This is a genomic window from Micromonospora endophytica (assembly GCF_003236305.1).
GTDB classification, from domain to species: Bacteria; Actinomycetota; Actinomycetes; order Mycobacteriales; family Micromonosporaceae; genus Micromonospora; species Micromonospora endophytica.
On record NZ_POTX01000158.1, the window covers coordinates 1 to 14289 of the forward strand.

A 14289-nucleotide genomic window follows, 5' to 3' on the forward strand; every position below is an offset into this window, starting at 1 on the left:
CCACCACCCCACCGCCCGCCGCCACATCCTGCCGGGTGCAGTACGGGGCCGACTCCTGGAACAACGGTCTGGTCGCCACCATCACCGTCACCAACACCAGCCCGAGCCCGGTCAACGGCTGGACGGTGCAGTGGACCTGGCCCAACAGCCAGCAGGTCACCAGCGCCTGGAACGCCACCGTCACCCAGAGCGGCAACCAGGTGACCGCTCGCAACGCCGCCTACAACGGCACCATCGCGGCCAACCAGAGCGTCAGCTTCGGTCTGCAGGCCAGCCACACCGGCACCAACACGCCGCCCAACCGGTTCACCCTCAACGGAGCTGCCTGCTCCTGAGCCGCCCCGTCCCCACGGCGCCCCGGCCGGCTGCACGGCCGGGGCGCCGCCACGCCGGTCAACCGGCGGCGACCACCACTCCAGCGAACGCTCAGGAAAATCTCAACAAAGCAGCGCAGAGTAGAGCCCCCACCGGTTCACTGGAGGTAGCCCATGGGTGCGGTGCTCGCACTCGTCAGCCTGTTGCTGTTGCTCGTGCAGATCCTGCTGGTCGCTCGCGCGATCCTCGACTGGAGCGAGGTCTTCGCCGGCCCGAGCGCACGGGGGTCGTTGCGCTCCCGACTCTCCGCGGTCGTGTACGCCATCACCGAGCCGATCCTGGCCCCCGTACGCCGGGTGCTTCCACCGTTGCGATTCGGCGGCGTCGGCATCGACCTCGCCTTCATCGTGGTCTTCCTGGCCATCGTCATCATCCGCGCACTGCTGCCGTAGGTCAGGCCGGCCCCAGAGGGATCGCCACGCCGGTCAGCCGCTCGCTTTCCGTCCAGAGCCGGTGCGCCGTCACGGCGTCCAGGGCTCGCTCGTTGCGGCTGGCCGGCACCGGTGGGCCGGCGTTCTCCATCCGGTGCGCCGGTCCCCAGTAGCTGCCGCTCTCCGCGTCCGGGTCGGTCGCGGCGCGCAGCGTCGGCAACGCGCCGTCGGCCACCGTCATCGCCACGAACCTGCCCACGACGTTGAAGGCGGCGACCACACCACCCCGACCGGGAGCTGAGCCGCTGTACGTCCAGCCGGGATGCGCGGCGGTGACCCGCAGCGGCGCGCCGGCGTCGGTCAGCCGCCGATGCAGTTCCAGGGTGAACAGCAGGACGGCAAGCTTGCTCTGCGCGTACGCGGCGAACCGCGAGTAGCGCCGCCGCTGCCAGTTCAGGTCGTCAAAGTCGATCTTTCCGGTGCGGTAGGCGTTGCTGGCCACATTGACGACCCGGGCCTGTTCGGTGGCCAGCAGCAGCGGCAGCAGCTGACCGGTGAGCGCGAAATGGCCGAGGTGGTTGGTGCCGAACTGGCTCTCGAAGCCCTGTCGGGTCCGCCGCAACGGTGGGTACATCACCCCGGCGTTGTTGATCAGCAGGTCGAGCCGGTCATGCTCGGCCTGGTACGCGTCGACGAACGCGGCCACCGAGTCCAGATCGGCCAGGTCCAGCCGGGCGACACTGACCTCGGCCGCCGGGTACTGCTCGCGGATCCGGGCCGCTGCGGCGTCACCCTTGGCCGGGTCCCGTCCGGCCAGGACCACCCGCGCTCCCCGGCCGACCAGCGCCCGGGCGGTCTGCAAACCGATGCCGCCGTACGCGCCGGTGACGATCGCGGTACGGCCGCCCTGGTCGGGAATGTCGTCGTACGTCCAGCGCCTCATTCGTCGCTCCTCAGCCCGCTGCCGACCACCGGCACGGCAGGCGGCGACAAGATTGACCCGACTAGATCATTTCGTCAAGCCGTACCGGTTCGACGGGTGTGGCACTTCGGAACAAGTGCCTGATATGGCCGCTATTGCGCGATATTGTGCAGGCACCGCCGAGTGGAAGCGGCCCCGCCCGTCCGCGCACAGGAGGTTCCGTGTCGCCTTCGCGTCGGTTGCTGGTGCTGCTCGCCGTGGCCGGGGCGGTTCCGCTGGTCGAGGCGGCGATCCTGGTCCGCATCGGATTTGTCTCACCACGGGCGTTGGCGCCGCAGGCCACCGCGGTCTGGCCCTACGACACATACCACGACCTGCGCTGGGTCTTCGTCTACCACAACTCCTGGCTGACCTTCGCCCTCGGCCTGTTGGCCGCGATCGCGCTGCGCGGCGCGCTCTCCGCGATCCTGGTTCGGCTGGCCTGGCCGGCGGAGGTGCCCCGACCGCCGCTCGGCGAGCTGCTCCGGCGCAACCTGGGCATCGCCGCGCTCACCGCGCTCATCGTGGCACCGTTCGCCGCCATGTCCTTTGCCGCATCGGCCGTGGCGCTGTCCTGGTTCGTGTTCGTGTCGCTGGGGCCGATGATCGTCATTGCTCCCTTTCTGCAGCGGATGTCGGTCGGGCCGGGTGGCTGGCGCGGACTACCGTCGGCCGAGTTGTTCGGCTGGTCGCTGCTGGACCTGGTCGTCCTGTCGGTGGCCGGCGGGCTGGTCTGGAGCGCCGGTTCCGGCTGGACGCCGGTGGTCGCCCTCGGTGCCGGCATGGTCAACGGACTGCTGTGGAACCGCACGGTCCGCGCCGCGCTGATACCGCAGCATGTCCGGCTGGCCCGCGCGCCGGTCACCCCGATCGTGGTGGTGCTGGCGATGGCGGCACCGCTCGTCGTGCAGATCTTGCAGGCGCCGCCGACCGGCACCACTGACACCTTCGACCCGCCGATCTTCGACCGGCCGCTCGCCGCCAGCGTGCCGTACGCGGTGATCCTGCTCGCCGGGCACGACTCCGCCTACGACGGCCGAGAAGCCGCCGACCCACGGGTACGCCGGTTCTCCTACGCCGGCATCGATGCCGACGGCCGTCCGCTGCCCTATTCGTCGCGGAGCACCCGGCAGTCGCTCACCCGCAGCGCGCTGCTGCTCGCCGCGCAGATCGACGTGCTGCACCGGCGTACCGGGCGACCGATCGCGCTGATCGGAGAAAGTGAGGGGGCCATGGTGGCCCGCACGTATCTGCGCGACCGGCCGGGCTCCCCGGTGCAGGTCCTGATGATGTTCAGCCCGCTGGCCCGGCCCGGCCGGGTCTACTATCCGCCGCCGGAGGCGAACAGTGGCTGGGGCATCGGCACCGGCTGGCTGCTGCGCGGCCTGTTCGGCGTGATCAACCTCGTCTCGGCCAGCGACCACACCCCGGACGAGCCTTTCATCCGTTCGCTGATTGATGACGCCCCGTTCTACCGCTACCGGACCATGTGCCCCGTTCCCGGGGTACGCGTGATCGCCTTCCTGCCGACAGTCACCGCCGTCGAGGCCCCACCCGGGCCCTACACGGGGATCCCGGTGATCGAGGTGCCCGCCTTCCACGCCAGCTTTCTCGGCCGCGCCACCGTCTCGAACGAGATGGTCGACTTCCTCTCCGGGCAGAACCTGGAGCGGCCGAGGAGGGAGTACGGCGTGATGCAGCGCCTCGGTTCCGCCTGGCAGGCCCCGCCGCTGACGATCACGCTGAACCCGGTGTGGCGCGAACGGCTCCCCCCAGGTCAGGGGTCGTTCCTGCAACAACGGCTATGTGCCTAGGCCGTCCGGTGATCGCCGCTGCGACGCCGCTGCCGCAGCAGCCCGATCAGCAGCCACACCGCCCACCCGACCAGCAGCAACGACAGCGTCTCCTTGACCGGCTGGAACGCAAACAGCAGCACGGCGGCCACCATGCCGATGATGCCCGCACCGATCGCGAGCAGGACGGTGGCCCGGCGGTCGATCGCCAACGCCAGCGCGGACGCCACCAGCACCGCCCCGACGACCAGCCGCAGCCACACCCAGCCGGTGAGGTCGAGCCGGTAGAAGCCGTCCTCGGCAACCATCACGTACGGGTCCACCACGGCGTTTTCTCCTGCGGCGAAGACGTCGATCGTGCCGGCCAGCCCGATCGCCAGTCCGGCGAGCAGCCGCCGACTCGTCGGCGGCGGGCCCGACCCGGCACCGCCCGAGCCCACCGCCACGCCCGGCGTCCCCCCGCTCGATGGAACCCCCGACATGGCCGCCCCCACCTGCATCATCGCCGCAGCGAACAGGGTAGCCAGCAGCGCACCGGCGGCGCGGCCGAACGGGTGAACCGCTGGCGAGGTGGCCCGGTCCGCCGGCGCAGCACCGGCGGACCGGGTGGTTCACCGGGCGGTGCAGAGGGTGCCGTTGAGCCGGAAGGCGGTCGGTACGACGTTGGGCCCGCTGTACTCGCCGACGAAGCCCACGTTCACGCTGCCGCCGGCGGCGATCCGGCGGGTGTCGTCGGTGCTGGTCACCCGAACGTCGGCGCCGGTCTGTGCCCAGTTCGCGTTCCAGCCGCTACCCACCCGTTGCCAGGACGTCGGCCAGGTCCAGGTCAGCGTCCAGCCGTCGATCGGCTGCTCGGTGTTGTTGGCGATGTCGACGCTGGCCACGTACCCGTTGCCCCAGTCGGTGGTGTTGGTGAAGCGGACGCTGCACGCGCTGTTGGCCGGGCTGCCGGTGGTGAAGGTGAGCGGCGGCGAGGCCCAGGAGACCCGTCCGGCGGTGTCGCGGGTCAGCACGTTGATCGTGTACCTGCTGCCGGGGTTGAGGTTGCCGACGGTGAACGAGGTACCCGAGGTCTCGCCGAGCTGCTCGCTGACCGCGCCGAACTGCCGGTGGATCTCGTACTTGGCGATCGGGCTGGCCCCCGGCGTGGCCGCCGGCCAGGAGATCGTCGCGCCGCGGTCGGTGACCTGGCGGGCAGTGGGCTGGCCCGGCGCACCGGGTACGCCGGTCGACGCGTTGGCCGGACGCACCACCAGGGTGGTCAGCGAGTACGGCGGCAGGGTCCGGCTGGTCGCGCTGCCGTTCTGGCTGGTGGCGATGGCGGTGGCGCCGTTGGTGTGGGTGTGCACCGTCGGCGCGCCGCTCGACGGGGTGAAGCCCGCGTAGTCGATGGTGACCGGATACTCGTGCTCCGGATCCTTGTTCACCAGCAGCACCGCCACCTCCCCGTTGCCGCGCCGCACCGCGTGCGCGGTGACCATCGGCTGGTCGGAGCCGGCCCGGAGGAACTGGTCGCCGGTACGCGCGAACCGGCTCATCATGGACAGTCCGTGGTACGCGGCGAACGGCGTGTTCACCGGCGGTTCGCAGACCGCGCCGTCGGCGGTGCAGTTGCCGCTGGAGAGCAGGCCGAAGTCGCCGTAGTCGGTCTGGCCCGCCACGGTGGTGACCCGGCCGATGCCGTTGTGCACGTTCCACCAGTGCACGGTGAAGACGCCGTTGGCCAGCAGCCCGCTGTAGGCGTCGGCCAGGAACAGCGCGGCGGGTTGGCTGGTCATGCCGTCCGCTGTCACGTTCACCTCGGTCAGGCTGATCCCGATCCGCCCGGCGTCCGGGCCGGCGTACCTGTCGATCTGCTGCCGGAGCAGGTGGACCGCGTCGGCGATGTGACCGGTCCGGGGCAGCGACTCGGCGGCGTTGCCGCCCGGATACCAGTGCACGTCGACGAAGTCGATCTTCGGACCGGCGATGCTCAGCACTGCCTGGTTCCACGGTCCCGGATCATTGCCCGCAGTCAGGCCGTCCGGCCAGTTGCCCGGCATGGTCAGCACCGCGCCGACCTTGATGGTGGGGTCGACGGCCTTCATCGCCTCGGCGTAGTCGACCACCAGGTTCGCGTAGTAGGTGGCGCTCTTGTCCGGGTGGTGGTCGGCCTCCCAGGCGGCGCCGTAGAGCCCGTTGCCGTAGTTCTCGTTGCCGACCGTCCAGTAGCGGGCGCCGTAGCCCTTCGTCACGTTGGCGTACCGCACCCAGTCGGCGGCCTCGGCCGGCGTGCCGGTGCCGTAGTTCGCGATGATCATCGGTTGGGCGCCGACCTCGCGGGCGGCGGCCATGAAGGTGTCGAAGTCGGTGCCGGGAGCGACGTAGCCGCCGGGCGCGGTGTGGTCGCGCCAGTGATAGATGTCGGCGTACGAGCCGCCGGGGTAACGCACCATCTGCACGCCTGCCGTCTTGAGCAGGTCCGTCGTCTCGGGGATCGCCAGGTGCTGATCCCAGATCGCGTGGTTGACGCCGAGTCCGGTCTCCGGCATGGTGGCCAGCCCGGCCCGCGCGTTCACGGTGACGGTCACCGGCGCGTTCGCCGCGCCGGCACTCGGAGCGGCGGCCCCGGTCAACACGCTGGTGCCGAGCACCATGCTCGCCACCAGCGCCGCTGCGCCGCGCCGAGACAGCGGTAGTGGTAGGGAAAGAGATCGAACACCGTGCCTGTTCGAGAGTGTCATGCCTGTCCTTCGCTGAGCACGCCGAGATCCGCCCCGAGTCGGCCCCACCAGGGCCTCGAACAGGGGCGGACGAGAGAACCTGCCGCCACCCGCCAAAGGCCATGACAGCCCCGGCTGCCCTCCGGGCGACGGTCACTCACGCGCGACAAGCATCGACACACCAAAATCCCACAACGATGCGGGACACCGCTACGGGCCCGAGCGACCAACCGATCCGCCCACTCACGCCTCCCCGTCCATGAGCCACCGGCCGCGCGCACCTCGGCGGCAATCTTGGTGCGAAAGTGCCCCCATAGGGGCGCTCCCGTACCAAGGTCCAAAGCGGCCGTACCAAGATTTAGCAGCGCGCGGCGCGTTCGATGATGGCGGCGAGGTCGAGGCCGGCGGGCAGGGTGCCATAGGCGTGGCCGTGGTCGCCGGCCAGCCGGGAGACGCAGAAGGCGTCGGCGACGGCCGGGTGGCCGTGCCGGACCAGCAGCGCGCCCTGGAGCACCAGGGCGAGTTGCTCGACCACCCGGCGGGCCCGCAGCTCGAGGTCGGCCGGATCAGCCAGGGCGGCGAACGCCTGGCGCGCGGCGGCGTCGAGTCGCCGGTCGGCCCCGGTCGCGGCCTCCACCTCGGCCCGCAACGCGGCCATCACCTCGGGCTGGCCGGCGAGCGCCCGCAGCACGTCCAGGGCCGCTACGTTGCCGGAACCCTCCCAGATGGAGTTCAGCGGCGACTCGCGGAACAACCGCGGCATGCCGGACTCCTCGACGTAGCCGTTGCCGCCCAGGCATTCCAGCGCCTCGGCGGCATGCCCCGGCCAGCGCTTGCAGACCCAGTACTTGCCGATGGCGAGGGCGATCCGTTTGAACGCGGCCTCTCCCCCGTCGCCTCGGGCGGCGCGGTCGGTGGCACCGGCGAGGCGCATCATCAGCGCCGTCGCGGCCTCGGACTCCACCGCCAGGTCGGCCAGGACGTTACGCATCAGGGGCTGGTCGACGAGGTGACGGCCGAAGGCCCGCCGGTGGGTGGCGTGGTGCGCGGCGGTGATGACAGCTTGCCGCATGCCCGCCGCCGCGCCGATCACACAGTCGAGCCGGGTCAGGTTGACCATGTCGATGATGGTGCGTACGCCCCGGCCCTCGTCGCCGACCCGCCAGGCGACCGCGTCGTCGTACTCGATCTCGGCGGAGGCGTTGGAGCGGTTGCCCAACTTGTCCTTCAGCCGCATCAGCCGGATCGGGTTGCGGGTGCCGTCGGGCAGCACGCGCGGCACCAGGAAGCAGGTCAGCCCCTCCGGCGCCTGGGCCAGGGTGAGGAACAGGTCGCACATCGGCGCGGAGGTGAACCACTTGTGCCCGACCAGCCGGTAGCTGCCGTCCAGCTGCGGGCGCGCGGCGGTGGTGTTGGCGCGTACGTCGGAGCCGCCCTGTTTCTCCGTCATGGACATGCCCGCCAGCAGCCCGTGCTTGGTCGACGGGGCCCGCAACCCGAAGTCGTACCCGGTCGCGGTGAGCAGCGGTTCGTAGCGCGCGGCCAGGTCCGGGGCGTGCCGCAGGGCCGGCACCGCCGCGTAGGTCATCGAAATCGGGCAGCCGTGGCCGGCGTCGGGGCGCCAGGTGTAGAACTTCGCGGCGCGGGCGACGTGCGCGCCGACCCGGTCGTCGGCCCAGGGCGCGGCGTGCAGGCCGTGCCCGACGGCGGTACGCATCAACTCGTGCCAGGACGGGTGGAACTCCACCTCGTCGATCCGATGCCCGTAACGGTCGTGGGTCCGCAGCACCGGCGGGTGTTCGTTGGCCAGCCGACCGTGCTCGATCGACTGCGCGGTGCCGGCGAGCCGACCGAGTTCGCGCACCTCACCGGTGGCCCAGCCGGCACCCTCGCGGACGAGCCCGTCGAGCAGGGCCGGGTCGTCGGCGGCGTCGTAGCCGACAAGCGGCGGCACCTGGTTGAACACCTCGTGTGTGGTCACCGGACAGACTCCAACCGTGCGACAGGTGAACGGAAAATTGAACCATCGTTCAGCTCAGGCCGGCAACCCGCTTGGCGAACCAGTGGTGGGCGTACGGATTGGTGTTGTAGCGCGGGATCTCGTGGTAGCCCGCGCTGCGGTAGAGCTGGATCGCCTCGGTGAGGCTGCCGTTGGTGTCCAGCCGGACGGTGTCGGCACCGGCGGCTGCGGCCCGCCGCTCCAGTTCGCCGAGCAGTCGCCGACCGACGCCGAGCCCACGCACCGACCGGGACACCCAGAGGCGCTTGATCTCGGCGGGCTCACCGGCGCTGAACCGCAGCGCACCGCAGCCCACCGCCTCGGTGTTGAGGGTGGCGACCAGGAACAGGCCGGCCGGCGGGACGAGGTCCGGTTCGTCGTCGATGTCGAGGTCAAAGCCGGTCTCGAAGCGCTCGTTCAGCTCCCCCAGGTAGGCCCGCAGGCAGGTGCGGGCACGCGCGTCACCGGGTGGGCAGGTGTCGATGGTGACGAGCGAGGCCATCAGCAGCCGTTGCACCTCGGACATGGCGGCGATCAGCCGGTCCCGCTGGCCGTCGCTCAGCGGCGCGAGCATCGACCAGGCCAGCTCGTCGGACCTGCGGTCGAGCAGGTGCCATTCGGCGCGGCCGGCCTCGGTGAGCCGGGCGGTGCGGACCCGCCCGTCCCCGTCCGCCGAACCCACAGTGACCAGACCCGCGCCCTCCAGCGCGCGCAGCAGCCGGCTGAGATAGCCGGCGTCGAGATCCAGGCGGGTACGCAGCACCGCGACCTCGGCGCCGGCCAGGCCGATCTCCCACAGCAGGCGCGACTGGGCCAGTGGCCGGTCGCGGGCGAGAAAGCTGTCGTCCAGCGCGCCGACGCGCTGGGTCACCGTGCGGCTGAAGTGCCGCACCACGTCGACACGTTGACGGTCCATGATTGCTGACTTTAGTCAGGTATCGCCGATCATGGTAACCGTCGCGCCACCCGGGTCACGGGTCCTGGCGGCGGGACGGTGTCAGGGCCGCCAACGCGGCCGTCGCCAGCACACCGGCGCAGGCGTACAGCACCGACGCGGTCCGGGTGGTCTCGACGAACACCCCGAACGCGTTGGTGGTGAGCACCAGCGGCAGGTTCTGCACGAGCACCAGCACCGCCTGCACCCGGGACAGGTGGGTGGCCGGCGTGGCGGCCAGCACCAGCGGGCCGACGTGGGTGGCGAACCCGCCCGACCCCAGGCCGACCACCGCCCCGGCCACCACCGCTCCCACCGGCGAGCCGGCCGCCGCCAACGCGGCCACACCCCCGGCAGCCACCAGCAGGCTGACGGCTGCCACCCGGCCCGGGTCGGCAAGCGCGCCGCGCAGCAGCACCAGCACCGCGACGCCCGCCGTGCCCAGGGCCAGCGCAGCGACCACCACGCCGGCCACCTGCGGCGGCCACGACCGCTCCCGCGCGAGCAACGGTACGAGCAGTCCGGTGACCGGCAGCAGGAAGCCGGCGGCGACTCCGACCAGCAGCAGCGTGGGCCGCAGCACAGGGTGGGCCGCGGCGACCCGCAGCCCGTCCAGCGCGGCTCGCCCCACCGATCGCGCCGGTTCCGGCCCGCCGTCGCTGCCGGCTCTCGCCGCGTACGGTCGCAGGGCCACCAGCACCGCCAGCAGCACCGCGAAGGTGGCGGCGTTGGCCAGTGCCACCCCGGCGAGGCCGAGCCCGGCCAGGAACAGCCCACCGGCCGCCGGCCCAGCGAACAGGGCCAGTTGACCGGCCAGGTGGCGGGCCGACATGGCCCGGGCCAGCCCGTCCGCCGGCACCAGCCGTCGAGGCATCGCGCCCGTGCTCGGCAGGTAGAAGGCGTCCACGATCCCGATGGCCAGGGCGGTCAGCAGGAGCGGCAGCCCCGGATCGGCAGGCGACCACACGGCCACGGCCAGCGCCGCCATGACCACGATCATCGCCGCGTCCGAGAGCACCAGGACGATCCAGGGGCCGAACCGGTCGGCCACCGCGCCACCGACCAACAGCAGCAGCACCCGGGGCGCGACGATCGCGCTGAGCACCAGCGCGGCGAAGCGGCCGCCCTGCCCGGCCGCGGTCCAGGCCATCGCGAAGGCCATGGCCTGCACGCCGAGCAGGGACAGGGTGGTCCCGCCCAGCCACGTCCAGTACGCCGGAGGCACGGTCGTCCCCGCGCCGGTCGTCGCGACCACGTCGTCCTCCCCGTCCACCGCCGGCTCCACCTGGCGGTGCCGGTGGAGGGCATCGCCGGGTGCGCGGCCCAATCTCGGGGCTCAAGCAGGTCGAGGGTCAAATCAGCGTGCCGGGATTCGGTTTCCGCGACGCGTCGCTCGAGGGGACAAGGTTGCGCGGATGTTAACTCGATAGATATGTTAACGATAACATCGATGAGCTTCGCATCGATCCGCCACCTCACGCCTGGCATCCCGGAGGCTGTCATGCCCTACCCGTCCCTCAACCGTCGGCGCATGCTCCAGGCCACCGGCGCGGCCGCCATCGCCACCGCGGTCGGCCCGGCCCTGCGCGGCGGCACCGCCGTCGCGGCGATCCCCCCGGCCCGGCCCGACATCGGCGTCGGTGCGTACGCCTTCGACATGGGCCAGGTGCGGCTGACCGCCAGCCGCTGGCTGGACAACCAGAACCGCACCCTGAACTACCTGCGCTTCGTCGATGTCAACCGGCTGCTCTACAACTTCCGCGCCAACCACCGTCTCTCCACCAGCGGCGCGGCGGCGCTCGGCGGCTGGGAGGCACCCGACTTCCCGTTCCGCACCCACTCACAGGGGCACTTCCTGACCGCGTGGGCGCACATGTGGGCGGTGCTCGGCGACACCACCTGCCGGGACAAGGCCAACTACATGGTGGCCGAGTTGGCCAAGTGTCAGGCCAACAACGCCGCAGCCGGCTTCAACACCGGGTATCTCTGCGGCTTTCCCGAGTCCGACTTCACCGCCGTGGAGAACCGCACGCTGAACAACGGCAACGTGCCGTACTACGCCATCCACAAGACCCTGGCCGGCCTGCTCGACGTGTGGCGGCACATCGGCAACAACCAGGCCCGCGACGTGCTGCTGGCGTTCGCCGGCTGGGTCGACTGGCGCACCGGCCGGCTCAGCGCGACGCAGCTGCAGTCCATGCTGGGCACCGAGTTCGGCGGCATGAACGCGGTGCTGACCGACCTGTACCAGCAGACCGGCGACAGCCGCTGGCTGACCGTGGCGCAACGGTTCGATCACGCCGCCGTGTTCAACCCCCTGGCGTCGAACTCCGACCAGCTCAACGGGCTGCACGCCAACACCCAGATCCCGAAGTGGATCGGCGCTGCCCGCGAGTACAAGGCCACCGGCACCACCCGCTACCGCGACATCGCCAACAACGCGTGGAACATCACCGTCAACACCCGCACCTACGCGATCGGCGGCAACAGCCAGGCCGAGCACTTCCGCGCGCCCAACGCCATCTCCGGGTACCTGCGCAACGACACCTGCGAGCACTGCAACACGTACAACATGCTCAAGCTGACCCGGGAGCTGTGGCTGCTCGACCCGAACCGGGTGGCGTACTTCGACTTCTACGAGCGAGCGCTGCTCAACCACCTCATCGGCGCGCAGAACCCGGCCGACAACCACGGTCACATCACCTACTTCACCCCGTTGCAGCCCGGCGGCCGGCGCGGCGTGGGACCGGCGTGGGGCGGCGGCACCTGGAGTACGGACTACAACTCCTTCTGGTGCTGCCAGGGCACCGGGCTGGAAAGCAACACCACGCTGATGGACTCGATCTACTTCCACAACGGCAGCACGCTCACCGTGAACCTCTTCATGCCCTCGGTGCTGGACTGGTCGCAACGCGGCATCACCGTCACCCAGTCCACCAGCTTCCCGGCCAGCGACACCAGCACGCTCACCGTCACCGGCAGCGTCGGCGGGTCGTGGACGATGCGGATCCGCATCCCGGCCTGGACCCAGGGCGCCACGGTCAGCGTCAACGGCACGGCGCAGAACATCGCCACCACCCCGGGCACGTACGCCACCCTCACCCGTTCCTGGGCTGCCGGGGACACGGTCACCGTACGCCTGCCGATGCGGGTGGTCATCGAGCCGACCAACGACAACCCGAACGTCGTGGCGCTGCGGTACGGCCCGGCGGTGCTCTCCGGCAACTACGGCAACACCGCGCTGTCGGCACTACCCGCGCTGGCCACCGCCTCGGTGACCCGCACCAGCACCTCGGCGCTCACCTTCACCGCCACCGCCAACAACGCGTCTGTCAACCTGATCCCGTTCTACGACGCGCACGGGCACAACTACACCGTCTACTGGAGCAGCGGCGGCTCCTCCGGCCCGGCCGAAGCCACGTTCCGCCTGGTCAACGCCGCCAGCGGCCTGGTGCTGGGGATCGAGAACATGTCCACCGCCGACGGCGCACCGGCGTTGCAGTGGGCCGACAACGGCACCCTGGACCACGACTGGCACCTGGTCGTCGACGGCAGCACTGTGCGGTTCCGCAACGCCAACAGCGGCAAGGTGCTCGGCGTGCAGGACATGTCCACCGCCGACAACGCGCAGGTCCTGCAATGGTCGGACACCGGCACGGCCGACCACCGATGGACCGTCGTGGACGCCGGCGACGGCTCCCACAAGATCCGCAACAGCAACAGCGGCAAGCTGCTCGCCCTGCTGAACGGCTCCACCGCACAGGGTGCCCGGGTCGTCCAGGATCCCGACAACGGTACGCCTGACAACAACTGGCGGTTCGTGCCCAACGGCACCCGCCGCATCCAGAACCTGGCCACCGGCCTGGTCCTCGGCGTGCAGAACATGTCCACCGCCGACGGCGGCCTGGTGATCCAGTGGGGTGACACCGGCACCGCCGACCACCTCTGGACCGCGGTCGTGGACAGCGGAGGCTACCTGCGGCTGCGCAACTCGCACAGCGGCAAGGTGCTGGGCGTGGAGAACGGCGGCAGCGCCAACGGCGCCCGGGTGGTGCAGTGGGCCGACAACGGCTCGACCTCGAACCGGTGGCGACTGCGCTACGGCGCGAACGGTTATTTCCGGATCCAGTCCGCGAACGGGGGGCGGGTCCTCGGTGTCCAGAACGCCTCGTCGAGCCAGGGCACCCAGATCATTCTCTGGGACGACAACGGCGCCGGCGACCACCGCTGGCGGTTTATCTGAGCACGGCCGGCTGCCGTGCGGCCCGGTGAAGCGTCCCGGGCCGCCCGGCAGCGACATCCAGCCCGGGAGATTCATCGACATCACTTGAGTGCGTTATCGATAACATGCTAGCTTTTGGCCAAGGAGCACGGGCACACTCCTGTTCATCGAGGTCGCCGGCCATCAGGCCGAGGTGGGTTCACTCGCCAATCCGCCGATCATCGGCGGCCTGTCCGGGCCTGGATCCGTGAGGCGCCGCGCGCTGACATCCCGCGCGGAAGGGCCACCTTCACGGTAGGCAGCACCGATTCGTCTCGTGACAGCCGGCTGCCACGAGGGGTCGACACACATCGCAGCCCGTCCTGGCACCGACGCGACACAGCCTCGGCGCGGCCCCGCCGTGTCCCGGATCGGGTTGCGCCGTCGCGCCGCGCCGTCGTACCACCACCGTACGGAAGGAATCCCGATGCGTCCCAGATGGAAGGCCAGAGCTGCCCTGCTCACGGCCACAATTGGCCTGGTGGCCGCGGGTGGTGCCGTGACCCTGCCGGCCAGCGCCGCGGCGGTCGGCTGCTCGGTCAACTACGCCATCTCCTCGGAGTGGCCCGGCGGCTTCGGCGCAGGAGTCACCATCACGAACCTGGGCGACCCGCTGACCGGATGGACCCTCACCTGGTCCTACAACGCAGGGCAGGCCATCACCCAGGCGTGGAATGCGACGGTCACCCAGAACGGAGCGCAGGTGACGGCCCGCAACGTCAGTTACAACGGCAGCATCGCCACCAACGGCACGACCTCGTTCGGCTTCAACGGCTCGCGGGGCGGCACCAACCCGGCGCCGACGAGCTTCGCGCTCAACGGCACCCCGTGCACCGGCTCGCCCGGCCCGTCGACGCCGCCGACCAGCTCGCCGCCGCCGACCACCCCGCCGC

11 protein-coding genes are annotated in these 14289 nt (G+C 70.9%); 5 read left to right on the forward strand and 6 right to left on the reverse strand.

Annotated features, from left to right (window positions below; all coding sequences use genetic code 11):
* Together C1I93_RS20685 and C1I93_RS20690 are read left to right on the forward strand one after the other, a co-directional pair.
* Positions 1-335: cellulose binding domain-containing protein (locus C1I93_RS20685; RefSeq protein ID WP_181445253.1), on the forward strand; the 335-nt coding region annotated here is incomplete at its 5' end.
* 153 nt (positions 336-488) lie between these two features.
* Positions 489-767, forward strand: coding sequence for a YggT family protein (locus C1I93_RS20690; RefSeq protein ID WP_111244959.1), 279 nt, complete (start codon positions 489-491; stop codon positions 765-767).
* 1 nt (position 768) lies between these two features.
* On the opposite strand, the gene C1I93_RS20695 is transcribed toward C1I93_RS20690, so the two are convergent.
* Positions 769-1689, reverse strand: coding sequence for an oxidoreductase (locus C1I93_RS20695; RefSeq protein WP_111244960.1), 921 nt, complete (start codon positions 1687-1689; stop codon positions 769-771).
* 200 nt (positions 1690-1889) lie between these two features.
* Here C1I93_RS20695 and C1I93_RS20700 point away from each other — a divergent pair, with 200 nt between their 5' ends.
* Positions 1890-3521: a lipase family protein gene (locus C1I93_RS20700; protein ID WP_111244961.1), complete on the forward strand. Its 1632-nt coding sequence runs from the start codon at positions 1890-1892 to the stop codon at positions 3519-3521.
* Here C1I93_RS20700 and C1I93_RS20705 read toward each other — a convergent pair.
* The 5 genes from C1I93_RS20705 to C1I93_RS20725 all read right to left on the reverse strand — a co-directional run bounded on the left by C1I93_RS20705 (position 3518) and on the right by C1I93_RS20725 (position 10408).
* On the reverse strand, positions 3518-3946 hold the full coding sequence (locus C1I93_RS20705) for a DUF7144 family membrane protein (protein ID WP_111244962.1): 429 nt from the start codon (positions 3944-3946) through the stop codon (positions 3518-3520). The genes C1I93_RS20700 and C1I93_RS20705 overlap by 4 nt on opposite strands.
* A 165-nt stretch (positions 3947-4111) precedes the next feature.
* Positions 4112-6136, reverse strand: coding sequence for a cellulose binding domain-containing protein (locus tag C1I93_RS20710; RefSeq protein ID WP_111244963.1), 2025 nt, complete (start codon positions 6134-6136; stop codon positions 4112-4114).
* Positions 6137-6560: 424 nt separating this feature from the next.
* Positions 6561-8183, reverse strand: coding sequence for an isovaleryl-CoA dehydrogenase (locus C1I93_RS20715; RefSeq protein ID WP_111244964.1), 1623 nt, complete (start codon positions 8181-8183; stop codon positions 6561-6563).
* 49 nt (positions 8184-8232) lie between these two features.
* Complete coding sequence (locus C1I93_RS20720; RefSeq protein ID WP_111244965.1) at positions 8233-9117, reverse strand: bifunctional helix-turn-helix transcriptional regulator/GNAT family N-acetyltransferase; 885 nt, start codon at positions 9115-9117, stop codon at positions 8233-8235.
* A 55-nt stretch (positions 9118-9172) separates the two neighbouring features.
* Positions 9173-10408, reverse strand: coding sequence for an MFS transporter (locus C1I93_RS20725; protein ID WP_223256452.1), 1236 nt, complete (start codon positions 10406-10408; stop codon positions 9173-9175).
* A 228-nt stretch (positions 10409-10636) separates the two neighbouring features.
* Between C1I93_RS20725 and C1I93_RS20730 the strand changes: the two genes are divergently transcribed.
* Complete coding sequence (locus tag C1I93_RS20730) at positions 10637-13378, forward strand: beta-L-arabinofuranosidase domain-containing protein (RefSeq protein WP_111244966.1); 2742 nt, start codon at positions 10637-10639, stop codon at positions 13376-13378.
* Between the two features lie 445 nt (positions 13379-13823).
* Positions 13824-14289 (forward strand): cellulose-binding domain-containing protein (locus C1I93_RS20735; RefSeq protein WP_181445255.1); only part of this gene is annotated, 466 nt, incomplete at its 3' end.